The sequence below is a fragment of the Rheinheimera sp. MM224 genome, assembly GCF_947090785.1.
Taxonomy (GTDB): Bacteria; Pseudomonadota; Gammaproteobacteria; order Enterobacterales; family Alteromonadaceae; genus Pararheinheimera.
Map to the genome: position 1 here is coordinate 492,268 of NZ_OX352320.1, position 22,542 is coordinate 514,809.

The window sequence follows — 22,542 nt, forward strand, 5'->3', positions numbered from 1 at the left end:
GAGTAACAGATGAGCATGACTGAATGGCTGGTGGCACTCTTGGCTGTGGCGGGTTCGTTGTTTGTTTTAATGGGCTCGGTAGCACTGGTGAAACTACCGGACTTCTATACCCGTTTGCATGGCCCGACCAAAGCTACAACCTTAGGTTTGGGGGCTTTGGTGTTGGCTTCTATGGCTTATTTTAACTTTGTCAAAGGCGAGCTGAGTTTGCAGCAGCTGCTTATCGCGTTGTTTTTATTTATTACAGCGCCTATTACGGCCCATATGCTGATTAAAGCGGCTTTGCATTTAAAACTGGATAGTGCCAGACAAACATCAGGACAACAAAAAGCAGATCTTTAGTGAGATCTGCAGTAGGGCCTATTAGTTTTCTTCGTCAAAACCGTTTTCAATCAAAGCCACCACAGCAATCAGCGCTTCTTGCGCCTGAGCACCTTCAGTGCAAACTTCCAGAGTTTTACCTTTGCTGCTTGCCAGCATCAATAATGCAAGCACACTGCTGGCATCTGCAGTCTGGCCTTCCTGTTGTAATTCAATTTTGGCATCAAACTGACGGCATAACTGCACCAGTTTGGTCGCCGCTCTGGCGTGTAAGCCCAGTTGATTGACTATAGTGACTGTTTGTTGAAGTTTATCGGCCATGATGTCTTACCAATTCGCGGTGACGGATTTGTACATCTTCGCGCTGTAAACGGTAACTTTCAGCCAAAGATTCTGCGATATAAACTGAACGGTGCTGCCCACCAGTACAGCCTATGGCAATGGTCAGGTAACTGCGGTTATTGCGTTCTAAATGGGGTAACCAGGTGCCAATAAACTGATTAATTTGCCAGATATACTGAGCCACTACCGCCTGTGACGACAGGTAGTTTTGTACAGGTTTATCCAGTCCCGTCAGGATTTTCAGTTCGGGTTCCCAATGTGGATTCGGCAAAAAGCGCGCATCAAATACATAGTCGGCATCTTTGGGAATACCGTATTTAAAACCAAAGGATTCGAACAAGATCACCAGACGACCGGTTTTCTGCCCCAGGATACGCTCCCGCAGCTGTTCAGCCAGCTGATGTACGTTCAGCTCTGTGGTATCTAGGTATAAATCTGCACGGCTGGAGATGGGGTCCAGCAGCTGCTGTTCGCGCTGTATGGCTTCATCCAGCGACATGGCCTGGTGTGATAGCGGATGCAAGCGACGGGTTTCGCTGAAGCGTTTAATTAAACTGGTATGGTCGGCGTCGAGGTAAAGAATGGTCAGATCAACTTTGTGCGGCAGGTACGACAGAATATCGGTCAGCTCATCCGGGTCTTGTGGCAAGTTGCGCACATCGATACTGACGGCGACCCGTTCATATTGACCCATCACCGCATTGGCTAAAGTCGGCAGTAAATTAACCGGGATGTTATCTACACAATAATAACCAAGGTCTTCCATGACGCGCAGGGCAACAGATTTGCCCGAACCCGATCGACCACTGACGACCAGTAACTTCATTTTGCCATCACCTGTTCAGCTCCAACCATCAGCAACTGGTATAAATCGTGGCTGCTGGCACTGTGGCGGATTTTCTTGGTGAAGTCTTTCTGGCTGAGCATACGTGCTATGCCGGACAGGGTAGATAAATGCGTCTGGCATTGATTTTCCGGGATCAGGATGGCACAAAAAATATCCACGGCCTGGTTATCAATAGCATCAAATTGTATCGGATCTTTGCTGACCACAAACACCAGCAGGGGGGTGGTGACTGTTTTCAGTTTGCCATGAGGAATAGCAATACCGCCGCCAATACCTGTGGAACCGAGTTTCTCACGGCTCATCAGGGCTTCGAGTATGTTGTACTCAGGAACTTCCGGTAAACGCTGATGTGCCAGTTCAGCTATGTATTCCAGAATGCGTTTTTTACTATTAAAAAGGACCGCACTCTTGGTGCAGTCCTCCGATAACATTGAGCTCAGGTTCATAGTTTCAGAATCAATGACGAGAAATTTTCTCTTTATGTTTAATAACTTGGCGATCCAGTTTGTCAATCAGCTGGTCTATCGCAGCGTACATATTTTCGTCTTCCGATACAGCGAATACTTCACCTCCGTTGAGGTGTATCTTAGCCTCTGCAATCTGCTTCAATTTTTCCACGTTCAGCACTACATGTACATTATTAATATGATCAAAATGACGTTCAAGTTTGGAAAATTTGCTATCGACGTACTCTCTCAGTGCTTCAGTGATTTCTACATGACGACCAGTTAAGTTGATTTGCATAGACTCTTCCTTCTTAGTAGAGCTGTTAAAGCAAGCTCTTGCGCTGATTAGACGGTGGAATAAACAAGGCTTCACGATACTTGGCAATGGTCCGCCGTGCGACATTAATCCCTTGTTCTGACAGTATTTCTGCCATCCTGCTATCACTTAAAGGTTTGGCAGGATTTTCCGCCGCCACCAATTTTTTTATAAAGGCGCGGATCGCGGTGGATGAACATTCACCGCCACTCTCTGTACTTACATGACTGGAGAAAAAGAACTTAAGTTCAAATATTCCTCTGGGAGTGTGCATATATTTTTGTGTGGTCACTCGGGAAATTGTTGATTCATGCATTCCCACCATTTCAGCGACATCGTTTAACACCATGGGTTTCATGGCTTCTTCACCGTGCTCAAAAAAGGCCTGTTGCTGCTGTACTATGCAGTTGGCCACTTTCAATAAAGTTTCGTTGCGGCTTTCCAGGCTCTTTAAAAACCACTTGGCTTCCTGCAAGTGAGAACGAATAAACTGGCCATCGGATGCGTTACGGGCATTACGTGACATGGCGGCATATTGCTCGTTAATTCTGATCTTTGGCATTGCATCAGGATTTAACTCAACCATCCAGCGTCCTTTGATTTTAGCGACCGACACATCCGGGATCACATAGGACTGCTCTTGTCGAATCACATCTGCCCCTGGTCGTGGGTTCAGGCTGTGAATAAGCCGCATCACTTCTTTTAAGTCGTCTTCTTTGAGTTTAGTCACACGCATCAGAGAACGGAAATCTCTGTTGGCTAAAAAGTCAGTATATTCTTTAATAATATGCCTTGTTTCAGCCAGATAGGGAGTTTTAGGGTCAAATTGGCGTAACTGCACCAATAAGCACTCCTGAATAGTGCGTGCACCTACACCTACAGGGTCGAATAACTGAATACGTTTGATCACAGCTTCAACTTCATCGGCTTCTACATCGGGCATGCCAAGAGATTCCAGAATTTCTTCTGCGTCTATGGTCAGCAAACCATTTTCGTCTATAGCTTCGATAATGATTTCAGCAATGGTACGGTCTGTGTCTGAGAAAGGGGTCAGCTGCATTTGCCAACGTAAATAATCTTGTAGTGTTTCGCTGGTTTCACCCTGAAATACAGTGTCTTCATCGCCATTGAAGTTATTGGCACCGGCTACAGGAGCTGCGCTGACTAAATCATCCCAATGGTTGTCCAGCGGTAAGTCTTCTTTGATATTTTGCTCGGACATTGCTTCGCTGCTGTCCTTTACCTCGGGTTCGTAATGCTCATCATGGCTGCTGTCGTAGTCGGGGGCGTCAAACTCGGCACCGTGATTTAAGTCTTTAGAGGACGGTTCCTGAAACACTGCATAGTCATCTTCAGCTTCCAGCAATGGATTGGCATCCAGTGCTTCCTGAATTTCCTGTTGCAGTTCAATAGTAGACAATTGCAGCAGTTTAATTGCTTGCTGCAATTGCGGAGTCATTGTGAGCTGCTGACCAAGACGAAGTTGCAGAGACGGTTTCATGTACTTCTTATTTTCTCCAAACAACCCTATTCGGATGTTGTTTTAAACTATAACCTGAATTGCTCACCAAGGTAGACATCACGGACTTGTTGGTTTGCTAAAACCTCAGCCGGGGTACCTGCAGCAATCAGTTCTCCATGACTTACAATATAGGCAATTTCACAGACATCAAGGGTTTCGCGCACATTGTGGTCGGTGATCAGCACGCCTATGCCTCGTTGGCACAGATGCTGAATGATTTTTTTAATATCTAACACTGAAATAGGATCAACACCAGCAAAAGGTTCATCTAACAGGATAAATGCCGGATCTGCAGCCAGTGCTCTGGCTATTTCCACCCTGCGACGTTCACCACCGGATAAACTCATGCCAAGGCTATTCCGGATATGGCCAATATGGAATTCGTCCAGCAGCGCATCGGCTTTCTCTTCACGCTGCTCTTCGGTTAAATCTTTGCGATGCTGCAAAATGGCCAGCAGGTTGTCGTACACCGTCAGTTTGCGGAATATCGAGCTTTCCTGCGGTAGATAGCCAATACCAGAGCGGGCGCGGGCATGGATAGGATCAAAGGTGATCTCTTTGCCATCCAGCGTGATTTGGCCTTTATCGGACGGCACTAAGCCAACAATCATATAAAAAGTCGTGGTTTTTCCTGCGCCGTTTGGGCCCAATAAACCTACGATCTGACCGGCATTCACTTCCAGGCTAACGTCTTTGACCACCTGACGGCCTTTATAACTTTTGGCCAGATGGGACGCGACTAACTTCATTATTCTTTTCCTTCCTGGCTGAATACAGTGGTGACTCGTTCGGTTTTTTTACCGTCAGATTCAGCTTCCAGCTCTTGTTTTTCCAGGTTGTATTTAATCACTGCGCCTTGCACCATACTGCCATTTTGACTGAGTTCAGCGCTACCCGTCAGTACCAGCGTGCCATTGGCTACGTCATAACGGATTTCATTGGCACTGGCTTTAATGGGCTTATCACCATCAAGCATTTGCGAATAGGTGGCAGGTTGGCCTGAGGCGATAAATACTTCTTTGCCTTTGCCTGCGCTGGCAATGACTTCGAGTTTATCGGCTTCAATTAATAAGCTACCTTGCTCAACTTTGACGTTATCGACAAAGGTCATCATCTTGTCTTTAATCGAGCCAAACTGGCGGTCAGAACCAACCTGAATTTCTTTTTTGAAATCATCAGGGCCAGCCAGACAAAAACCGCTGAATGTGACGAGAACGCTGAGTAAAATAATGTTACTTTTCATTGTAATAAACCGTTTTAGTGTGCTGTTTCAGCTCTATATTCTGTGCGTTCAAATCCGCCAGCATACCTTGGCCCGTGATTTGAAAACCTAATCCAAAAATTCGCACCTGTTCGTTTGATTGCAGCGTATTATTGTTAAATAGCAGCTCAACTGCATTGGTTTCTATTCGGGTAAAAAGTGGATCTGTCGACATATTACGCAGCTCCACTCTGTGTTCTAGAATGAGTTTATCATCAGGATAAAGCACTGCCTGCTCGCTTGTCACTTGCCATAATGGCACTTTTTCCTGATAAATGGTGTAGATAGGGAAATCAAACTGCAAAAAACCAAAACGTTCGAAGTGTTCCATCCGCTGAGCTCGGATTAAATCCGACAAATGACCTTCTTTATCGTAAATCATCCGGGTCAGGTCCTGGGCTACATAGTCAGGCTGGTTGTCCTGATTCGCTGGGGTAGCATTTTGTTCCTGATCCAGTAGTTGCCAGCTGTAAAAACCAGCGGCAGCGGCCACTATCAGCACCAACCAGAGAAATTGACGGATCATGTACTACTTCCTGAAAATTCAGCAAATTTGCCCTGACTGGTCAACAGCAAATCGCAGAGTTCACGCACAGCACCAAAACCACCCGATAACTTACAACGGTAATCTGCATGCAATACAAGGTAAGGGTGAGCGTCCTGCACTGCAACACTTAAACCACAATGCTGCATCACGGCCCAATCCGCTAAATCATCGCCAATAAAGGCAATTTGTGACGTTTCGAGTGCCAGTTTCTGCTGGAGTTCAGCAAAAGCGGCGAGTTTATTTTCCTGGCCCTGATAAATATAAGGCACAGTTAAGGAGGTCATACGTTGCTGCACTATCTCTGAACGGCGTCCTGTGATCACAGCTACCTCAATGCCGGCATGGCGCAGAGCTTTAATGCCGTAACCATCGCGGGTGTGAAAGGCTTTGAGCTCTTCACCCTGATTGCCCAGATAAATACGGCCGTCGGAAAACACACCGTCCACATCACAAATCAACAAGCGAATGTGCCGGGCTTTTTGTTCCAGCTCTGGGCTGATGGCCTGATACATTTGTGTAAATAAAGCTGACATCAGAGCACTCCGGCTTTTAATAAGTCATGCATATTCAGAGCACCGACAGGCTCCTGGTGCTCGTTGACCACTATTAAACCATTAATTTTGCGTTGTTCCATGATTTGCAAGGCTTCTGCTGCCAGCATAGCAGGTTTAGCCGTAATGCAGTTTTTGGTCATCAGACTGGCTATGCTGGCTGTATGTAAGTCGACCTGCTGATCCAGTACCCGGCGCAAATCACCATCGGTAAATAAGCCTGCCAATTTGCCGGAGTCATCCACTATTGCCGTCATACCCAGACCCTTGCGGGATATTTCCAGCAGGGCTTCTTTCAGACTGACTTGCTGGTGTACCACAGGCAAGGCATCGCCAAAATGCATCACATCTTCCAGTCTTAATAATAAACGACGTCCTAAACTGCCACCCGGATGAGATAAGGCAAAATCATCGGCAGAAAAGCCTCGTACATCCAAAAGAGCAACGGCAAGCGCATCACCCATAGCTAAAGTGGCTGTCGTACTGGCGGTGGGTGCCAATCCTAAAGGGCAGGCTTCCTGTTCAACCCGAACACAAACATGCACATCGGATAAGCTGGCTAAAGTCGATTCAGGACGGCCTGTCATAGCGATCATTTTAATGCCACGGCGTTTTAGCACCGGAACTATAGTCAGCACTTCTGCAGTTTCACCTGAGTTGGAAATGGCAAGTACCACATCGTCCTGAGTGATCATACCCAAATCACCATGGCTGGCTTCTGCCGGATGAACAAAAAAAGAAGGAGTGCCGGTTGAGGCTAAGGTGGCCGCAATTTTATGAGCGATGTGGCCGGATTTACCCATACCAATCACAATGACCCGACCTTTACAGTCAAACATCATCTGGCAAGCCAAATTAAAACTCTCGTCTATGTAGGCGGCAAGTTGGGTTACTGCGGCTGCTTCAATCTGCAGTACCTGCAGAGCCTGAGGGCGAAAGTCCAGAGTCATGCAAAAATCCCCATTTATTAATCGTTGCCAGCTTATTTGGATCTGTAGTTCTGTGGAAAGGATCCAGTAAGAATATCTGTTAGATCATTTAGATAGCTGAAATATTAAGCTGCGATTCATTTTCAGCGCGGCACACTTTGCGGCCATACACAGAGGCTGATATTTTCGTGCTTATTAGACTCAAATGCAAAAGATTACGTAAAACAATCGAATTATTCTGTTTTTGCAATCAGTTGTTACTATTTTTTATAAGGTTGTCGGGGTGAAAAACCTATACAATGACAGACCTTTACTGGCTCGCTTGGCTTGAAGTCGCAGTTTTGCATAGGTATATTGCGCGCCTTTAATTTTAGCCATATGCGCTACTCTCTTTAAATGAGGATCAACGTGTCAGATATTCTGGTAGACATTCAGCACCTGACGTTCAAACGTGGTGACCGTGTGATCTATGATGACATGAGCATGCAGTTTCAGCGTGGCAAAGTGACCGCCATTATGGGGCCCAGCGGTATTGGTAAAACCACATTGCTGCGTCTGATCGGCGGTCAGTTAAAACCTGAACAAGGTAAAATTTTGATCAACGGTCAGGATATACCTCAGCTCAGTCGTAAAGATTTGTACAAAGCGCGGCAAAAAATGAGCATGCTGTTTCAAAGTGGCGCCATGTTCAGTGATATGTCGGTTTATGACAACGTCGCTTTCCCTATCCGCGAGCATACCCGCCTGCCAGAAGAGATTATCCGACTGATGGTGTTGATGAAGCTTGAAGCTGTGGGTTTACGTGGTGCCCGGGATTTAATGCCGGCCGAATTATCTGGTGGTATGGCTCGTCGTGCTGCATTAGCCCGCGCCATTGCGCTTGACCCACAATTGATTATGTATGATGAGCCTTTTGCTGGTCAGGATCCGATTTCGATGGGCGTGATTGTCCGTTTGATCCGCTCACTAAATAACGCTTTAGGTTTAACTTCAGTTGTGGTGTCACACGACGTCAATGAAGTGATGAGCATTGCCGACTATGTGTATGTGGTGGCAGAGCAAAAAGTCATAGGGCAGGGTACGCCGGATGAATTGCGTGCCCATCCATCCGCCCTAGTACAGCAATTTTTACAGGGGCAATCTGATGGCCCTGTGCCTTTCCACTTTAAAGCGGCTAGTTACAGTGCTGAATTAATGGAGTTAGCGAAGTGATAGTGGATAAGTTACAGCAACTTGGACAACACAGTATTGCTAAAATCCAGGGCATGGGCCGTGCAACTCTGATGTTGTTTGGCGCTTTAGTGGCCTGGCCAACACCTCGCAAGAGCTTCCCTTTATTGATGAAGCAGTTGTATGTCGTAGGTGTATTGTCTTTACTTATTATTCTGGTTTCAGGTTTGTTTATCGGTATGGTGTTGGCGTTACAAGGCTACACAGTGCTGTCCAAATTTGGTGCAGAACAAATGTTAGGCCCACTAGTGGCCTTGAGTTTGTTGCGTGAGCTTGGCCCTGTAGTGACCGCCTTGTTGTTTGCTGGTCGGGCTGGTAGCGCCTTAACCGCAGAAATAGGTTTGATGAAAGCGACAGAACAGCTGTCCGGTATGGAAATGATGGCTGTTGACCCGCTGCGCCGTATTATCGCACCACGCTTTTGGGCTGGTGTCATTAGTATGCCGCTGCTGGCCATGATTTTTACCGCTGTAGGTATTTTAGGTGGTCATTTGGTGGGTGTGGATTGGTTAGGTGTAGATGGTGGTGGTTACTGGTCTGCCATGCAAGCTAACGTCGATTTCCAGCAGGATATTTTGAACGGCGTAATTAAAAGTGCTGTGTTTGCCTTGATTGTGACCTGGATAGCCTTACATAAAGGCTTTGATGCGGTGCCAACCTCTGAAGGTATCAGCCAGGCCACCACACAAACTGTGGTGACATCTTCTTTAGCGGTCTTAGGTTTTGACTTTATATTAACTGCAGTAATGTTTGGTGGATAAAAAATGACATCTCGCAAAATCGAAGTGTTGGTGGGTTTGTTTGTTGCTCTGGCTATAGCCGCTTTTTTATTGTTGTCTCTGAAAGTGGCAAACAGCGGTATGACGGGATCTGGCGAAACTTATATGTTGTATGCCAAGTTTGAAAATATTGGCGGTTTAAAAGTACGCTCTCCGATCAAAGTAGGGGGTGTAGTGGTTGGTCGGGTTCGTTCGATTGAACTCAACACTGAAGAATATTCGCCTGTAGTGGCGATGGAAATTGATAGCCAATACAACAATTTCCCTGAAACCAGCTCAGTGGCTATTTTGACCTCTGGTTTGTTGGGTGAGCAGTACCTTGGATTACAACCTGGTTTTGTCGACGAAACTGTGTCCATTTTAAAAAGTGGCGATTATGTTGAAGACACCAAGTCAGCCATAGTACTGGAAGAGTTAATTGGTCAGTTCTTATTTAATAGAGGAAGTAACTAAGCATGAAAAATTTGCTGGTAAAAATCGCAGCTACTGCATTGATCTCTTTGGGATTAGTTGCTCAAGCCTCAGCCGTTGACGTTAAAACTTATGAAGACCCGTACAAAATGATCGAAGCTGTGGCGGATCAAACTTTTCGCCGCATCTCTAATGATCAGCCTGTGATCCAAAAAGACGTTGAGCATTTACGTGTTATCGTTAATGAAGAGTTAGTACCGTACATCGACAGCCGTTATGCGGCATTCCGTGTGATAGGTAACTACATTAAACAAACTAAACCAGAAGAGCGTGATGCTTTTGTGGTGGCATTTAAAGACTATATGGTTGCTACTTATGCTGGTGCTTTGACACAGTATAAAAATCAAAAAGTAATTTTTGAACCAGCCAAAGCTGTAGGCAATCAGAATATTGTCACCATCAAAACTCGCGTGATTGACCCTGGTAAACCAGATATCAATATCGAGTTTAAACTGCGCCGTGCTAAAGATTCTCAAAACTGGCAGGTGTTTGATATGGTGGCTGAAGGTATTTCTCTGCTGGACAGCAAGAGAGCTGAGTTAGGTAACCTGATCCGTCAGCAAGGTTTAGCCAGCGTAACAGCTCTGTTAATCGAAAAATCAAAAGCTCCTATCACAGCTCCTTTGCAGGGTAATGATGCTAAAAATTAGTCAGCAAGAACAAACTCTGTTTTTTGCCGGTGCTTTGGATCGGGAAACAGTACCAACCCAGTGGCCATTTAAGTTATTAAAAAAACTAAGTGGCACTGTGGTGTTCGATTTCAGTGAATTGGCGTTGGTAGATACTGCAGGCCTGGCCTGGTTACTACATCAGGTTGCGCAAGCGGCCAAACTTGGATTACAGATCCAAATGCGCCATGTGCCAGAGCAGTTGATCTCTCTGGCGCAGTTGTCAGATGTGTTGGCTTTGTTGCCATTGGTAAAAGAGGATAAAGGCAATGCAGTGTAATGACATTGAGCAGCTGTTAATCGAAGAGCTGAAACTGGCTGAAGTGTATGTCAAAGCCGAAGGCAATCATTACGCAGTGACTGCAATAGGTGACTGTTTTGACGGTATCAGCCGGGTGAAGCAGCAACAAATGATTTATGCCCCTTTGATGGCAGCTATTGCTGATGGTAGTATTCACGCCGTTTCAATAAAAACCTTCACGCCGACCCAATGGCGCCGTGAAAAATTACTTAACCCACCTGTATAGTAGTTAAAAATGCAACAATTTCTGGTTTCAGGCGGCGCCACCTTAAAAGGTGACGTTGTTATTTCCGGCGCTAAAAACGCCGCACTTCCTATTTTATTTGCCACTATTCTGGCAGAGCAGCCGTCGGTGCTGAGCAATGTTCCTGTATTAAAAGACATTGATACCACCTTTAAATTGTTGCGTATTTTTGGTGCTGAAGTCAGCCGTAACGACCATCAGGTGACAGTGGATGCGACAGCAATTCATAGTCAGATGGCTCCATACGAGTTGGTGAAAACCATGCGCGCTTCTATTCTGGCGTTAGGGCCTTTGTTAGCGCGTTTTGGTCATGCCGAAGTGTCATTACCAGGTGGCTGCGCTATTGGAGCCCGTCCGGTTAATTTACATATCGACGGTTTGCGTAAAATGGGTGCTGAAATCAGTGTTGAAGCTGGTTATATCAAAGCCAAAGCGACCCGTTTACACGGTGCCCACATCTTCATGGATATGGTCAGTGTCACGGGCACTGAAAACCTGATGATGGCCGCTGTGCTGGCCGATGGTTTAACCATTATTGAAAATGCTGCACGTGAGCCAGAAGTGGTTGATTTAGCGAAGTATCTGATTGCTATGGGTGCTGATATTCAGGGCGCTGGCACTGACACTATCCGTATTACAGGTAAAGAAAAACTGCACGGTGCAAATCACACTGTATTACCTGATCGTATTGAAACAGGTACTTTCCTGGTTGCAGCTGCTGTGACTGGTGGTGATGTGACTTGCTTAAACGCATCGCCGGCTGAGCTTGAAGTGGTGCTTGAAAAACTGCGTGAGGCGGGTGCTGAGGTCAGTTCAGGACCAGACTGGATCCGTTTGAACATGACAGGCCGTACTTTAAAATCAGTCAATGTTAAAACTGTACCTCACCCTGGTTTTCCCACCGACATGCAAGCACAGTTTACGGTGTTGAATGTGGTGGCTGAAGGCGTGGGTATGGTCACTGAAACCATTTTTGAAAACCGCTTTATGCATGTGCCTGAGTTACAACGTATGGGTGCTGATATACAGCAGGAAGGCAATACAGTGTTGATTAAGCACACTGACAAGCTGATGGGGGCTCAGGTCATGGCAACAGACTTAAGAGCCTCTGCCAGCTTAGTGATTGCAGGTTTGGTCGCAGAAGGCGAAACAGTGGTCGATCGTATTTACCATATCGACCGTGGCTACGAGCAAATTGAACATAAGCTCAAGGGCTTAGGCGCTAATATCCAGCGGATCAATGCTCCCGCCTGATCTGTCGCTTTAAACAAAAAAGCCAGTGCTCGTCACTGGCTTTTTTATGTCTGCTTGGAAGCTTAGTTCAGTTCTCTGATCACCACAGGCACATTCAAAGCCTTACCGCCGCGTTCAATCGACATTTGTAAGGTGGTATCAGGTGCTGTCTCTGCAATCAAATCCAGCGCATGATGCACGCTGGTCAGCGTCTCGCCGTTGATTTTCTGCAATATATCGCCGACCTGTAAACCCGCAATAGCTGCAGGGCTTAAAGGCTCAATGGCGCTGATTTTGACTCCAAATAAGGTTTGGGCTGTTGATATCATCAGATCACCAGCAGGGTTAACCACAGGGTCACCACTGACGCCTAAATAACCGCGGATCACCCGGCCATGTTTGATAAGCTTCTGCAGTACGTTGCTGGCTAAGCGGTAAGGCACCGCAAAAAATATACCCTGAATATCCTGATTACGCTGGCGTTGAAAAGCAGCCGTATTGATACCCACCAGGACGCCATTACTGTTAATTAAAGCGCCACCAGAGTTGCCGGCATTAATGGCTGCATCCATTTGCATAAAGTCGGCATAACCATTGGCAGGGCTTAAGCCTGCGCGGCCTGTTGCGCTGATCACGCCTTGGGTTATAGCCTGACCGAGATTAAAGGGGTTACCAATAGCTAATACTACGTCGCCAACCTGGGGTTCTAAGCTGGCGTCTTGCGGTATCACGGGCAGGTTATCTGCTTCTACATACAATACTGCTAAGTCAGTCAATTGATCCTGACCAATCAGTACTGCATCAAATACGCGACCATCCTGCAATGCCACAGAGATTTGATCGGCGCCGTACACCACATGATAGTTCGTTAATACATAACCCTGAGCGTTCATAATGACGCCTGAGCCTAGTTCCTGACGCTCTATGGTACGATTTTGATAAGAACGTGGGTCCTGAGTCGTGCTTTTGGTATAGACATTCACCACCGCAGGAGCTGCAGCACGTACCGCTTTGGAATAAGAAACAGGAGCAGGCAGTTGCTCTTTCTGCTGCCAAAAGTTCAGACTTAGCCCTTGGTTCTGGTTAAAAAAAACCAGCCACAACATGGCAAGTGCGAGGCCATAAGCAACACTTTTTAACAGACTTATCAGAAGTTTGGGCACAGGAAGACGTTATGCAACTAAAGGATTTTGCAAGCATAACACTAAAACGGAAGTAGCAGTAGCAAGCCACAGGCCTGCTACTGCAAAAAGTTAACGTATTAATACATAAAGGATACGATCGCCACGCTGCACCTGCAGCGCTATCACACCTGAGCTTTTCGTCAGAATTTCACGCAGCTCTTTGGTGTTTGTGACACGACTGCGGCTCACACCGACAATTACGTCACCTTTTTCCAGTCCTAAAGCTGCTGCTGGTGAACCTTGGTCTACGTCGTTAATAACAACGCCATTTTCACCATCAGGTGTTTTACCATCACTCAGACTAGCGCCTGTCAGCATTGGATGTAACACTTTGGCTTCAGCCGTAGTTGCTTCAGCTGCTTCCAGCGTGACTTTTACTGTCATGGCTTTATCTTCACGCAGTATACCCAGAGCAATCTCTTTACCTACACCCAGAGTAGCGATCTTCGCACGGATCTCCGTAAAGGAATCAATCTGTTTGCCATTCAGGTGCGTGATAATGTCTCCACTTTTCAGGCCTGCTTTGTCTGCAGCAGAACCTGGTACCACTTCCTGCACCCAGCCACCTTTATTGGTCTTGGCTTTCATGGCTTTGGCAATTTCAGCATTGAGGTCGCCACCACGAACACCTAAAGAACCACGGCGTACTTCACCGTATTCAATAAACTGAGCTACCAGGTTTTTCATCATATTGGCAGGAATGGCAAAACCTATACCTATATTGCCACCATTAGGTCCAAGAATAGCTGTATTGATGCCTATCAATTGGCCTTTCAGGTTGACTAAAGCGCCGCCTGAATTACCGCTGTTGATAGCGGCATCGGTCTGAATAAAGTCTTCATAACCTTCAATACCTAAACCACCACGGCCCAAAGCACTGACAATACCTGAAGTAACGGTTTGGCCTAAACCAAAAGGATTGCCTATAGCGACAGTGAAATCACCTACTCTTAACCCGTCTGAATCTGCTAACTCAAGTTGTTTAAGGTCTTCAGCTTCGATTTGCAGCAGGGCGATATCACTTTCCGGATCTTCACCAATTTTTTTGGCTTTGTAGGTTCGACCATCTTTTAAGGTGACCTGAATGTCTGAAGCTTCATTGATCACATGGTGGTTGGTGACCACATAACCTTTTTTCGCATCTATGATGACACCTGAGCCTAAGCCACGGAAAGGTTGTTCCTGACGTAGCTCACCACCACGACCCAAAAATTGTTCGAGTGCGCCAGGTAAGCGCTGCCGTACTTCACGGCTGCCTGCCACTGAGATGTTTACTACGGCCGGAGTTACATTCTCCAACATAGGAGCCAGACTAGGCATTTCCTGATCGCCAGCGCCAAAAAATGGCAACTTAGCTTGAACTGGCGCAGGTTGCGCCAGCAGTAAGGCGGCTAAAATACTGATAGAAACTAAAGATAACTGCGACTTCATAGAGGTAATGCTCCTTCGTACAAGTGACTTCACTAAGGTACAGATGACGCCACTAAGAATGCTTTACCAGTCGAAAAGTTCAGTTGTCAGATGAGTTTTGCTCAGTTTTATTTTTCATTAAACCACTGGCTGTATTGGAATAATCCAGTGGTTGATAGGATGGTTCATCCTTCACTTTGCGACGCTCATCCAGTTTATGGATCGACTGGCGTATTTGTGCCGTAGTGTCTGCTGAGAAATAATTCAGCTCGCTACGGTTGTCAAAAGTTGGTCTTTCGATCAACTGCATCTTGGTCTGAGCCATATGGCGGGCAATTTTTTCGTAGTTTTCATGAAGCTGGCTCATCAGTTGATGAGTCGTTTCCACGTGTTCAGTGACATCGCTACGATATTGCTGCAGCTGTTGTTTGGTTTCGTTTAGCTCCACCTGCAGTTTGCTTTGATTAAATTGACGCAAACAATACAAGCGGGTTGCCACTATGCCAACCACTAAGCCAGCTACTAACCAGGCCAAGGCAAAAGTAACAGTCATAACAACTCCTGAAAAATTAGTTAGTTCAACAATAGTTTAACCTATCTTCTTATCCAGAGTGGTAAGGCATGTTACTATTACGACCATTATTTAGGGTTAATTGGCTTATTTTTCAATATCCGGCATGACTACACCACTGCAAAAATATCAACAAGACCTCCAACGTGACGATTTTCTGTTTGATGCTGCCCAGCAAAACGCTGTGCAACAGCTGGAACGTCTGTATCAGCAATTTGTGCAGGATAAACCGGTAAAACAGGGTTTCTTCGATAAATTGTTAGGGAAAAAGCCTGAAATAACGCCACTGAAGGGGTTGTATTTCTGGGGCGGTGTAGGCCGTGGCAAAACTTATCTGGTTGATACTTTTTATGAATGCCTGCCAGGGACACGTAAGCTGCGCATTCACTTTCACCGCTTTATGCACAAAGTGCATCAGGAACTAAAATCACTCCCCGGCGTATCAGATCCGTTAAAGGTAGTGGCTGATCGCTTTAAATCTGAAACCGATATTTTATGTTTTGACGAGTTTTTTGTCTCGGATATCACAGATGCGATGATTTTAGGCACTTTGATGCAAGAGCTGTTTGCCCGCGGTATTACGCTGGTAGCGACGTCCAATATCGAACCTGATGGTTTGTATCGCAATGGCTTGCAGCGTGCACGCTTTCTGCCTGCTATCGAATTAATTAAACAGCATACTGACATAGTCAATGTTGACAGCGGTGTCGACTATCGGCTGCGGACTTTAACCCAGGCTGAAATTTATCATTCGCCGTTGGATGAAAAAGCCGACTGCAATCTGGCGGAATACTTTCTGGCCTTGTCGGTTGAACCCCGCACAGACGAAGCAAAGATTGAAATCGCTGGCCGTACTTTAACCAGCCGTAAAGAAGCCGATGGCATTATCTGGTTTGATTTTCCTGAACTCTGTGAGACGGCCCGTAGCCAGTATGACTATATGGAGCTGAGTAAGTGTTATCACACTGTCCTGTTGTCGAATGTCACACAGATGGGGCAGACCCGCGATGATGTCGCCAGACGTTTTATTGCATTAGTAGACGAGTTCTATGAGCGCCACGTCAAACTGATTATTTCAGCCGCAGTGCCGATGGAACAGCTCTATACAGAGGGCATTTTGTCTTTTGAATTTAAGCGCTGTTTAAGTCGTTTACAGGAAATGCAGTCGCACGATTATCTGGCGAGAGAACATTTACCGTAATTTTTTCTGTAAATGGCTGTTTTTTATCATTGGTTACTATATAATCCGCGCCCGGCCCACGTTACAGCCTGAAATTGCCGTAGCCTGGCAGTTTATGTACTCGAAGGGGTGCGATAAGCGACACAATGAAGATTGTGTTAGGTGTAACAGTGTTATTTTTTTTGGGTAGTTTTTAGATGAAAACTTTTACTGCTAAGCCAGAAAGCGTTCAACGTGACTGGTTCGTTGTTGATGCAACAGGTAAGACACTTGGTCGTATCGCAACTGAGATCGCTCTTCGTTTACGCGGAAAGCACAAGCCAGAGTTCACTCCACACGTTGATACCGGTGATTACATCATCGTTGTAAATGCTGATAAAGTGACTGTCACTGGTAACAAAGCAAAAAACAAAATGTACTACTCTCACAGTGGTTTCCCAGGTGGTATCAAAGAAATTAACTTTGAAAAACTGCTTGTGAAGAAGCCGGAGATGGTATTGGAAGCAGCCGTAAAAGGTATGTTGCCTAAAGGTCCTCTGGGCCGCGCTATGTTCCGTAAGTTAAAAGTATATGCAGGCGCCGAGCATCAACATGCTGCTCAGCAACCGCAAGTTTTAGATATCTAATCGGAGCAGAACATGGCAACTAATCAATATTACGGTACTGGTCGTCGTAAGACCTCTACAGCTCGTGTATTCATCAAAGCAGGTTCAGGTAACATCGTTATCAACCAACGCTCTATCACTGAATACTTCGGTCGTGAAACTGCTCGTATGGTTGTTATGCAACCATTAGAGTTAGTGGAAATGGTAGGCAAGTTTGACTTATACGTCACTGTTAAAGGTGGTGGTATTTCTGGTCAGGCTGGCGCAATCCGCCACGGTATCACTCGCGCTCTGATGGAGTTCGACGAGTCTCTGCGCCCTGCATTACGTAAAGCTGGTTTCGTCACACGTGACGCCCGTAAAGTTGAACGTAAGAAAGTGGGTCTGCATAAAGCTCGTAAGCGTCCACAGTACTCAAAACGTTAATTCGTTTTTTGTTGCAAAGAACCCGGTCTTGTACCGGGTTTTTTATTACCAAATTTAAAATATCTGGTCCGGATAAAACTTCTGCCGTCTTTCTGCGTATACACTCATGGCGTCAGATGACAGTCTGACTGGAGTTTTTTCTCTTCACGATCAGTATTTTCTTTCAATTAAAGCGGTCGCAGTTGTGCCTGATCATGACAGAAATGTCTTTTTCCGGTTAAAACATGGTGATGCAAAGTTTTACTGACTATTCTGGTTTCGTATTTCGTCGAAAAACTGGTGTCAGAACAAAGAGAATTCGGCTAAATCCTTGTGTAAAGCAGGGCTTTTCATTATGATCCGCCGTATTTTTCAACTTATAATAATCGCTGTAATTCAGCCGCTTAAAATATCAACATTTAAGCGTTTAACGTGGAGATGAGTGGATGAGCAATGCGCCTGTAGATCATGGTCGCCGTCGCTTTCTGACCATAGCAACTTCTGTAGTTGGTGGGGTTGGTGCGATTGGAGCTGCTGTTCCCTTTATTGCTTCCTGGAATCCGAGTGAAAAAGCTAAACAAGCTGGTGCTGCAGTCACCGCTGACATTAGCAAACTCGAAGACGGGCAGTTAATTCGGGTCGAGTGGCGGGGCAAGCCGGTGTGGATCGTGAAACGGACGCCAGCCATGCTGGAAAGTCTGACCAAAGCAGTAGATAAACTTCGTGACCCAGCCTCTGAAGAACCTCAACAACCTGATTACGCTAAAAACGATCACCGTTCGAAAAAGCCTGAGATTTTTGTCGCTGTGGGTATCTGTACTCACCTGGGTTGTTCTCCAACCTATATCATGAAAGACTTTGACGCTCAGGTTGAAGGCATTCCTTCTGGTTTCTTCTGTCCATGTCATGGTTCTACTTACGATATGGCTGGTCGTGTGTTCTCTGGTGTTCCGGCACCTAAAAACCTGATGATCCCACCTTATATGTTCGTCGATGACACCACCATTTTAATTGGTGAAGATGAGGGGACAGCTTAATGTTTAAAAACTTTATGAGCTGGATTGAGTACCGCATGCCATTTATGGAGAAGATGAATCTCCATGTGATGCAGTACCCGGCGCCAAAAAACTTTAACTTCTGGTACTTCTTTGGCTCTTTAGCCATGTTAGTGCTGGTGAACCAAATCCTGACGGGTATTTGGTTGACCATGAACTTCGTTCCTACTTCTGAAGGTGCTTTTGCTTCTGTTGAATACATCATGCGTGATGTCGACTACGGCTGGTTGCTGCGTTATATGCACTCCACCGGTGCTTCTGCTTTCTTCGTGGTCGTTTACCTGCATATGCTGCGCGGCATGATGTATGGCTCTTATCAGAAACCACGGGAATTACTGTGGATCTTCGGTATGCTGATTTTCTTAGTTTTAATGGCTGAAGCTTTCATGGGTTACTTATTACCATGGGGTCAGATGTCGTTCTGGGGTGCTCAGGTTATTATCTCTATCTTCGGTGTTATTCCGGTGATTGGTGATGATTTAACTTTGTGGATCCGTGGTGACTACGTTATTTCAGGCGCTACCTTAAACCGTTTCTTTGCATTACACGTTATCGCTTTACCATTGGTTTTAGTGGTTCTGGTGTTCCTGCACATCATTGCTCTGCATGAAGTGGGTTCAAACAACCCTGATGGTATTGATGTGAAACGTGAAAATAACGGCGAAAAAATCGAAGACAACGTGTCTGACAAATTTACTTTCCATCAATACTTCACCAAAGGCGGTAAGAAAATTATAGTTGACGCTATTCCTTTCCACCCGTACTACACGGTGAAAGACATAGTAGGTGTGGTTGGTTTCCTGATTATTTTCTGCTGGGTTATTTTCTTTGCACCTGAAGGTGGTGGTTTCTTCCTTGAACCGCCAAACTTTGAGCCGGCAAATCCTATGAAAACACCTGACCATATAGCTCCGGTTTGGTACTTCACACCTTTCTACGCTATTTTGCGTGCTGTACCTGATCAGTTGTTTGGTGCGATTTTTATGTTCCTGGCTATTATCTTCCTGGCTTTATTGCCATGGTTAGACCGTTGCCCAGTGCGTTCAATCCGTTACCGTAGCAACCTGCACAAAGCCAATCTGGTGATGTTCTGTATCAGCTTTGTAGTGTTAGGTGTGTTAGGTGTATTACCTGCTACTCCAACTTATACCTTGTTAGCGCAGATTTTCTCTTTCACTTATTTTGCTTACTTTGGCCTGTTATGGTTCTACAGCAAAAATGAGAAAACCAAGCCGTTGCCAGTGAGGTTATCCTGATGATTAAAAAGTTATTTACTGTACTGGCGCTGGTAGCATCCAGCGCTGCTATGGCGGCTGGTGGTCATGCTGTGCATTTAGATAAAGCACCTATTGATCTGACGGACAAAGAGTCACTGCAACGCGGTGCCCGTATGTTCCAGAACTACTGCCTTGGTTGTCACCAGATGCAGTACCAGCGTTATTCCCGTACTTTCCGTGATTTAGGTATTCCTGATGATGTGGGTATGGCAACTTTAGGCTTTACTGCGAATAAAGTGGGCGACCACATTAAAAACGCAGCACCTAAAGCTGACCTGGCCAACTGGTTTGGTGCAGCGCCACCGGATTTAAGCAACGTAGCCCGTGTACGTGGTCCGGACTGGATTTACACTTACCTGCGCGCATTCTATGTGGACCCAACGCGTCCATTTGGTGTGAACAACGAAGTGTTCCCTCTGGTAGGTATGCCACACGTGTTGCAGGAGCTGCAGGGGATTCCTTACAAATCCACTGAAACTCGTCTGGTCGACGGTGTACCAACAGAAGTAGACGTAGGTATTAAAACCGATGGTTCAGGTGAGCTGAGTACGGAAGAATACGACCGTGCTGTGGCTGACTTGGTGAACTATCTGGAATACGTAGGTGAGCCTTCCAAACTGGAATCGCGCAGCTTAGGTGTTAAGGTTCTGATCTTCTTAGGTATCTTCTTTATCTTCGCTTTCTTGCTGAAGAAAGAGTACTGGAGAGATGTCCACTAAGGACACAAGTGTTAGCCTTTGAAGGGGCCGCGAGGCCCCTTTGTATTTATGCTTATAACCGGAGGATCCTATGGCGATTTCTGCCAACAGACGTGCTGTGATGACCTTGTTTTCAACAGCCAATGACATGTACTGTCATCAGGTCAGAATGGTACTGGCGGAGAAAGGCGTCACGGTAGATATTATTCAGGTTAGTACAGATAGCCTGCCTGAAGATGTCTATGAGGTTAATCCTTATGGTTCTTTGCCCACTTTGATGGACAGAGATTTAGCTTTATTTAAAGCCGATATTATTAACGAATATCTGGACGAGCGTTTTCCGCATCCTCCTTTAATGCCGGTATACCCGGTAGCCCGCGCTAATGCCCGTTTAATGATGCATCGCATCGAAAAAGACTGGTATGGTTTAGCCGAAAAAATTCTGCAGGATGGTCCGGACGCCGCTATAGCCCGTCGCGATTTACGCGAAGGTTTATTGGCTATGGCTCCTTTATTTCAGGAACATCCGTATTTTATGAGCGACGAATACAGTCTGATCGATTGTTATCTCGCAGCTTTACTCTGGCGTTTACCTATGTTTGGCATTGAACTGACTGGTACTGGCAGCAAGTTACTGCAAACTTATATGACCCGTATTTTTGAACGTGACGGTTTTCAGCAGTCTTTAACTGAAGCTGAGCGCGAAATTCGCCGGGGGCGTGGTTACTGATGGATATGACGTCGAATAAGCCTTATTTAATCCGGGCTTTTTATGAATGGATAGTCGATAACAACTTAACTCCTTATCTGGTGGTGAATGCCAGTGTTCAGGGTTGTAAAGTGCCTACCCAGCATATTCAGAATGGTCAGATAGTGCTGAATATTTTGCCTTCAGCTGTAGGTAATATGCTGATGGGTAATGAGGTGATTACCTTTAACGCCCGTTTTGGTGGTAAACCTTTTGCGTTGACAGTACCGATCAAAGCCGTGTTGGCTATTTATGCCCGCGAAAATGGTGCCGGTACTATGTTTGATGCAGAAGAAGACGCAGAGGATGATATTCATCATTTGGAAGCTGTGTCTGACGAAGATATGCATAACGATGGCGATACCCCGCCGGATGACGAGCCTACCGATCCAAACAAAGGCAAAAAAGTTTCTCACCTGCGCGTAGTTAAATAGCGCTGATAGTGAAACAGGTTTTATAGATAAAGCATCTGAGCTAAATCAGCTCAGATGCAACCTGCCAGAATGCTCTTAGTAGTGGCTCATGCAGCCGTTTTGATAAAGTACACAAACCTAAATCAAAAGGCGCAAATTCATCGCCTTGCGTTAAATACCTTACTCTATCCCGTGCAGGGCTTTGCTGTGCCACTATGGCGGGCACCAGCGCCACTCCAGTGCCTAAAGCCACCATACTGACCATAGCTTCATGACCTTCTACTTTGGCGACCACTTTAGGCTCGGCAATACGTGGTTTACGCCATAACTCAAAGCGGCTGCGCACCGGACCGTGCTCGGGCAAAATAAAAGGCACCTGCTCCCAGGGAATAGGGCTTTGGCTAAGCAAATCATTGGTTTTGCAGGGGATCACAGGGGCGATCAGCTGTAACGGCACTTTAGCGATACTGCGAAAGGCCATATTCAGCGGAAAATGCTCAGGATATACAGCCAATGCTATGTCCGCTTCGTCCTGTTTTACTTTCTCCAAAGCTGCCGATGCGTCTCCTGTAATCAGCTTAATTTCTGCCAAAGGGCAAACTAAACGGAATTTATCCAATATGGCGGGCAGGTGACTGAAACTGGCCGTCACAGTACAAAACAGCCGGATCTCTCCACTTAAGGATGCACTGGTTTCGCTCAAATCAATTTGTAACTGATGCCATTGCTCTAAATAACTCTTCACAAAAGCCTGCACTTTTTGTCCAGCCAGCGTCAGTCGTACAGAGCGGTTATCACGTTGAAATAACTCGACGTTCAACTCCTCTTCCATTCGTTGGATCACCCGGCTTAGCGTAGAGGGGCTGACATACATTTGTTCGCTGGTGCGGGCAAAGTTCAGGCTGCTGGCCAGATGTAAAAAAAGCTGGGCGTTGCGAATATCCATAGGTGTCTCTGCGATGAAGTTTAGTGTTGCACAAAATGAAAT

General features: G+C 46.0%; 30 protein-coding genes. 16 read left to right on the plus strand and 14 right to left on the minus strand.

Translation table 11 applies throughout. From position 1 onward, the window contains the following. Nucleotides 1–9: 9 nt before the first annotated feature. Nucleotides 10–342: a Na+/H+ antiporter subunit G gene (locus OM978_RS02375; protein ID WP_264345266.1), complete on the plus strand. Its 333-nt coding sequence runs from the start codon at nt 10–12 to the stop codon at nt 340–342. Between the two features lie 21 nt (nt 343–363). Here OM978_RS02375 and OM978_RS02380 read toward each other — a convergent pair whose 3' ends face one another. The 10 genes from OM978_RS02380 to OM978_RS02425 form a co-directional block, all read right to left on the minus strand. Continuing rightward, a complete protein-coding gene (locus OM978_RS02380) occupies nt 364–642 on the minus strand; it encodes an HPr family phosphocarrier protein (RefSeq protein WP_264345268.1) in 279 nt (92 codons plus the stop codon). After that, nucleotides 632–1,489, minus strand: a complete 858-nt coding sequence (gene rapZ, locus OM978_RS02385) for an RNase adapter RapZ (protein ID WP_053425809.1) — start codon at nt 1,487–1,489, stop codon at nt 632–634. The genes OM978_RS02380 and rapZ overlap by 11 nt, the downstream gene beginning before the upstream one ends. Continuing rightward, entirely contained in the window at nt 1,486–1,941 is a 456-nt protein-coding gene (ptsN, locus tag OM978_RS02390) for a PTS IIA-like nitrogen regulatory protein PtsN (protein ID WP_264345270.1), read from the minus strand. The genes rapZ and ptsN overlap by 4 nt, the downstream gene beginning before the upstream one ends. A gap of 25 nt (nt 1,942–1,966) precedes the next feature. Further along, nucleotides 1,967–2,254, minus strand: coding sequence for a ribosome hibernation promoting factor (gene hpf / locus OM978_RS02395; RefSeq protein WP_264345272.1), 288 nt, complete (start codon nt 2,252–2,254; stop codon nt 1,967–1,969). Between the two features lie 25 nt (nt 2,255–2,279). Beyond that, complete coding sequence (locus OM978_RS02400; protein WP_233007497.1) at nt 2,280–3,731, minus strand: RNA polymerase factor sigma-54; 1,452 nt, start codon at nt 3,729–3,731, stop codon at nt 2,280–2,282. Between the two features lie 89 nt (nt 3,732–3,820). Then, nucleotides 3,821–4,543, minus strand: a complete 723-nt coding sequence (lptB, locus tag OM978_RS02405; protein ID WP_319633892.1) for an LPS export ABC transporter ATP-binding protein — start codon at nt 4,541–4,543, stop codon at nt 3,821–3,823. Further along, complete coding sequence (gene lptA, locus OM978_RS02410; RefSeq protein WP_264345276.1) at nt 4,543–5,037, minus strand: lipopolysaccharide transport periplasmic protein LptA; 495 nt, start codon at nt 5,035–5,037, stop codon at nt 4,543–4,545. The genes lptB and lptA overlap by 1 nt, the downstream gene beginning before the upstream one ends. Further along, nucleotides 5,027–5,581 carry an LPS export ABC transporter periplasmic protein LptC gene (gene lptC, locus OM978_RS02415; protein WP_264345278.1) on the minus strand — a complete coding sequence of 185 codons (555 nt, stop codon included), beginning with the start codon at nt 5,579–5,581 and terminating at the stop codon, nt 5,027–5,029. Before lptC ends, lptA begins: the two co-directional genes overlap by 11 nt. Continuing rightward, nucleotides 5,578–6,135 (minus strand): 3-deoxy-manno-octulosonate-8-phosphatase KdsC, encoded by a 558-nt coding sequence (gene kdsC / locus OM978_RS02420; RefSeq protein WP_264345281.1) that lies wholly within the window; start codon nt 6,133–6,135, stop codon nt 5,578–5,580. Before kdsC ends, lptC begins: the two co-directional genes overlap by 4 nt. Next, nucleotides 6,135–7,103 (minus strand): KpsF/GutQ family sugar-phosphate isomerase, encoded by a 969-nt coding sequence (locus OM978_RS02425; protein ID WP_264345283.1) that lies wholly within the window; start codon nt 7,101–7,103, stop codon nt 6,135–6,137. The genes kdsC and OM978_RS02425 overlap by 1 nt, the downstream gene beginning before the upstream one ends. Before the next feature lie 375 nt (nt 7,104–7,478). On the opposite strand from OM978_RS02425, the gene OM978_RS02430 reads away from it, so the two are divergent. From OM978_RS02430 to murA, 7 genes are read left to right on the plus strand one after another with little or no spacing between them, the layout of a single operon-like run. Then, a complete protein-coding gene (locus OM978_RS02430) occupies nt 7,479–8,294 on the plus strand; it encodes an ATP-binding cassette domain-containing protein (RefSeq protein WP_264345285.1) in 816 nt (271 codons plus the stop codon). Next, nucleotides 8,291–9,073: a lipid asymmetry maintenance ABC transporter permease subunit MlaE gene (mlaE, locus tag OM978_RS02435; RefSeq protein ID WP_264345287.1), complete on the plus strand. Its 783-nt coding sequence runs from the start codon at nt 8,291–8,293 to the stop codon at nt 9,071–9,073. The genes OM978_RS02430 and mlaE overlap by 4 nt, the downstream gene beginning before the upstream one ends. Nucleotides 9,074–9,076: 3 nt before the next feature. Continuing rightward, complete coding sequence (mlaD, locus tag OM978_RS02440; RefSeq protein ID WP_233007504.1) at nt 9,077–9,544, plus strand: outer membrane lipid asymmetry maintenance protein MlaD; 468 nt, start codon at nt 9,077–9,079, stop codon at nt 9,542–9,544. 2 nt (nt 9,545–9,546) lie between these two features. Continuing rightward, nucleotides 9,547–10,212 (plus strand): phospholipid-binding protein MlaC, encoded by a 666-nt coding sequence (locus tag OM978_RS02445; RefSeq protein WP_264345290.1) that lies wholly within the window; start codon nt 9,547–9,549, stop codon nt 10,210–10,212. Then, nucleotides 10,196–10,510 (plus strand): lipid asymmetry maintenance protein MlaB, encoded by a 315-nt coding sequence (locus OM978_RS02450; RefSeq protein WP_264345292.1) that lies wholly within the window; start codon nt 10,196–10,198, stop codon nt 10,508–10,510. The genes OM978_RS02445 and OM978_RS02450 overlap by 17 nt, the downstream gene beginning before the upstream one ends. Then, complete coding sequence (locus OM978_RS02455; RefSeq protein WP_264345294.1) at nt 10,500–10,757, plus strand: BolA family protein; 258 nt, start codon at nt 10,500–10,502, stop codon at nt 10,755–10,757. Before OM978_RS02450 ends, OM978_RS02455 begins: the two co-directional genes overlap by 11 nt. 9 nt (nt 10,758–10,766) lie before the next feature. Next, nucleotides 10,767–12,029 carry a UDP-N-acetylglucosamine 1-carboxyvinyltransferase gene (murA, locus tag OM978_RS02460; RefSeq protein ID WP_264345297.1) on the plus strand — a complete coding sequence of 421 codons (1,263 nt, stop codon included), beginning with the start codon at nt 10,767–10,769 and terminating at the stop codon, nt 12,027–12,029. Between the two features lie 62 nt (nt 12,030–12,091). On the opposite strand, the gene OM978_RS02465 is transcribed toward murA, so the two are convergent. The 3 genes from OM978_RS02465 to OM978_RS02475 all read right to left on the minus strand — a co-directional run bounded on the left by OM978_RS02465 (nt 12,092) and on the right by OM978_RS02475 (nt 15,155). Then, nucleotides 12,092–13,114, minus strand: a complete 1,023-nt coding sequence (locus OM978_RS02465; protein WP_264345298.1) for a trypsin-like peptidase domain-containing protein — start codon at nt 13,112–13,114, stop codon at nt 12,092–12,094. A 147-nt stretch (nt 13,115–13,261) separates the two neighbouring features. Then, nucleotides 13,262–14,623 (minus strand): Do family serine endopeptidase, encoded by a 1,362-nt coding sequence (locus OM978_RS02470; RefSeq protein ID WP_264345301.1) that lies wholly within the window; start codon nt 14,621–14,623, stop codon nt 13,262–13,264. A 79-nt stretch (nt 14,624–14,702) separates the two neighbouring features. Then, a complete protein-coding gene (locus OM978_RS02475; RefSeq protein ID WP_046519665.1) occupies nt 14,703–15,155 on the minus strand; it encodes a YhcB family protein in 453 nt (150 codons plus the stop codon). Between the two features lie 124 nt (nt 15,156–15,279). Between OM978_RS02475 and zapE the strand changes: the two genes are divergently transcribed. The 8 genes from zapE to OM978_RS02515 all read left to right on the plus strand — a co-directional run bounded on the left by zapE (nt 15,280) and on the right by OM978_RS02515 (nt 21,575). Continuing rightward, nucleotides 15,280–16,374, plus strand: a complete 1,095-nt coding sequence (gene zapE / locus OM978_RS02480) for a cell division protein ZapE (protein WP_264345303.1) — start codon at nt 15,280–15,282, stop codon at nt 16,372–16,374. Between the two features lie 176 nt (nt 16,375–16,550). Continuing rightward, nucleotides 16,551–16,979, plus strand: coding sequence for a 50S ribosomal protein L13 (gene rplM, locus OM978_RS02485; protein ID WP_008899944.1), 429 nt, complete (start codon nt 16,551–16,553; stop codon nt 16,977–16,979). Between the two features lie 12 nt (nt 16,980–16,991). Beyond that, a complete protein-coding gene (rpsI, locus tag OM978_RS02490) occupies nt 16,992–17,384 on the plus strand; it encodes a 30S ribosomal protein S9 (RefSeq protein WP_008899943.1) in 393 nt (130 codons plus the stop codon). Between the two features lie 425 nt (nt 17,385–17,809). After that, on the plus strand, nt 17,810–18,400 hold the full coding sequence (petA, locus tag OM978_RS02495; protein ID WP_264345308.1) for a ubiquinol-cytochrome c reductase iron-sulfur subunit: 591 nt from the start codon (nt 17,810–17,812) through the stop codon (nt 18,398–18,400). Beyond that, nucleotides 18,400–19,674, plus strand: a complete 1,275-nt coding sequence (locus OM978_RS02500; RefSeq protein ID WP_264345310.1) for a cytochrome b — start codon at nt 18,400–18,402, stop codon at nt 19,672–19,674. Before petA ends, OM978_RS02500 begins: the two co-directional genes overlap by 1 nt. Next, a complete protein-coding gene (locus OM978_RS02505; protein ID WP_264345312.1) occupies nt 19,674–20,414 on the plus strand; it encodes a cytochrome c1 in 741 nt (246 codons plus the stop codon). The genes OM978_RS02500 and OM978_RS02505 overlap by 1 nt, the downstream gene beginning before the upstream one ends. Before the next feature lie 70 nt (nt 20,415–20,484). Continuing rightward, nucleotides 20,485–21,123: a stringent starvation protein SspA gene (gene sspA, locus OM978_RS02510; protein ID WP_264345314.1), complete on the plus strand. Its 639-nt coding sequence runs from the start codon at nt 20,485–20,487 to the stop codon at nt 21,121–21,123. After that, nucleotides 21,123–21,575, plus strand: a complete 453-nt coding sequence (locus tag OM978_RS02515) for a ClpXP protease specificity-enhancing factor (protein WP_264345316.1) — start codon at nt 21,123–21,125, stop codon at nt 21,573–21,575. Before sspA ends, OM978_RS02515 begins: the two co-directional genes overlap by 1 nt. Before the next feature lie 40 nt (nt 21,576–21,615). Here OM978_RS02515 and ilvY read toward each other — a convergent pair whose 3' ends face one another. Further along, nucleotides 21,616–22,500 carry an HTH-type transcriptional activator IlvY gene (ilvY, locus tag OM978_RS02520; protein WP_264345318.1) on the minus strand — a complete coding sequence of 295 codons (885 nt, stop codon included), beginning with the start codon at nt 22,498–22,500 and terminating at the stop codon, nt 21,616–21,618. Nucleotides 22,501–22,542: the final 42 nt, after the last annotated feature.

Excerpts from the sequence above, each read along its gene's own strand:
- OM978_RS02375 (WP_264345266.1), top strand. The coding sequence starts at position 10 with ATGAGCATGACTGAATGGCTGGTGGCACTCTTGGCTGTGGCGGGTTCG.
- OM978_RS02380 (WP_264345268.1), bottom strand. The coding sequence starts at position 642 with ATGGCCGATAAACTTCAACAAACAGTCACTATAGTCAATCAACTGGGC.
- rapZ (WP_053425809.1), bottom strand. The coding sequence starts at position 1,489 with ATGAAGTTACTGGTCGTCAGTGGTCGATCGGGTTCGGGCAAATCTGTT.
- ptsN (WP_264345270.1), bottom strand. The coding sequence starts at position 1,941 with ATGTTATCGGAGGACTGCACCAAGAGTGCGGTCCTTTTTAATAGTAAA.
- hpf (WP_264345272.1), bottom strand. The coding sequence starts at position 2,254 with ATGCAAATCAACTTAACTGGTCGTCATGTAGAAATCACTGAAGCACTG.
- OM978_RS02400 (WP_233007497.1), bottom strand. The coding sequence starts at position 3,731 with ATGACTCCGCAATTGCAGCAAGCAATTAAACTGCTGCAATTGTCTACT.
- lptB (WP_319633892.1), bottom strand. The coding sequence starts at position 4,543 with ATGAAGTTAGTCGCGTCCCATCTGGCCAAAAGTTATAAAGGCCGTCAG.
- lptA (WP_264345276.1), bottom strand. The coding sequence starts at position 5,037 with ATGAAAAGTAACATTATTTTACTCAGCGTTCTCGTCACATTCAGCGGT.
- lptC (WP_264345278.1), bottom strand. The coding sequence starts at position 5,581 with ATGATCCGTCAATTTCTCTGGTTGGTGCTGATAGTGGCCGCTGCCGCT.
- kdsC (WP_264345281.1), bottom strand. The coding sequence starts at position 6,135 with ATGTCAGCTTTATTTACACAAATGTATCAGGCCATCAGCCCAGAGCTG.
- OM978_RS02425 (WP_264345283.1), bottom strand. The coding sequence starts at position 7,103 with ATGACTCTGGACTTTCGCCCTCAGGCTCTGCAGGTACTGCAGATTGAA.
- OM978_RS02430 (WP_264345285.1), top strand. The coding sequence starts at position 7,479 with ATGAGGATCAACGTGTCAGATATTCTGGTAGACATTCAGCACCTGACG.
- mlaD (WP_233007504.1), top strand. The coding sequence starts at position 9,077 with ATGACATCTCGCAAAATCGAAGTGTTGGTGGGTTTGTTTGTTGCTCTG.
- OM978_RS02445 (WP_264345290.1), top strand. The coding sequence starts at position 9,547 with ATGAAAAATTTGCTGGTAAAAATCGCAGCTACTGCATTGATCTCTTTG.
- OM978_RS02450 (WP_264345292.1), top strand. The coding sequence starts at position 10,196 with ATGATGCTAAAAATTAGTCAGCAAGAACAAACTCTGTTTTTTGCCGGT.
- OM978_RS02455 (WP_264345294.1), top strand. The coding sequence starts at position 10,500 with ATGCAGTGTAATGACATTGAGCAGCTGTTAATCGAAGAGCTGAAACTG.
- murA (WP_264345297.1), top strand. The coding sequence starts at position 10,767 with ATGCAACAATTTCTGGTTTCAGGCGGCGCCACCTTAAAAGGTGACGTT.
- OM978_RS02465 (WP_264345298.1), bottom strand. The coding sequence starts at position 13,114 with ATGTTGTGGCTGGTTTTTTTTAACCAGAACCAAGGGCTAAGTCTGAAC.
- OM978_RS02470 (WP_264345301.1), bottom strand. The coding sequence starts at position 14,623 with ATGAAGTCGCAGTTATCTTTAGTTTCTATCAGTATTTTAGCCGCCTTA.
- OM978_RS02475 (WP_046519665.1), bottom strand. The coding sequence starts at position 15,155 with ATGACTGTTACTTTTGCCTTGGCCTGGTTAGTAGCTGGCTTAGTGGTT.
- zapE (WP_264345303.1), top strand. The coding sequence starts at position 15,280 with ATGACTACACCACTGCAAAAATATCAACAAGACCTCCAACGTGACGAT.
- rplM (WP_008899944.1), top strand. The coding sequence starts at position 16,551 with ATGAAAACTTTTACTGCTAAGCCAGAAAGCGTTCAACGTGACTGGTTC.
- rpsI (WP_008899943.1), top strand. The coding sequence starts at position 16,992 with ATGGCAACTAATCAATATTACGGTACTGGTCGTCGTAAGACCTCTACA.
- petA (WP_264345308.1), top strand. The coding sequence starts at position 17,810 with ATGAGCAATGCGCCTGTAGATCATGGTCGCCGTCGCTTTCTGACCATA.
- OM978_RS02500 (WP_264345310.1), top strand. The coding sequence starts at position 18,400 with ATGTTTAAAAACTTTATGAGCTGGATTGAGTACCGCATGCCATTTATG.
- OM978_RS02505 (WP_264345312.1), top strand. The coding sequence starts at position 19,674 with ATGATTAAAAAGTTATTTACTGTACTGGCGCTGGTAGCATCCAGCGCT.
- sspA (WP_264345314.1), top strand. The coding sequence starts at position 20,485 with ATGGCGATTTCTGCCAACAGACGTGCTGTGATGACCTTGTTTTCAACA.
- OM978_RS02515 (WP_264345316.1), top strand. The coding sequence starts at position 21,123 with ATGGATATGACGTCGAATAAGCCTTATTTAATCCGGGCTTTTTATGAA.
- ilvY (WP_264345318.1), bottom strand. The coding sequence starts at position 22,500 with ATGGATATTCGCAACGCCCAGCTTTTTTTACATCTGGCCAGCAGCCTG.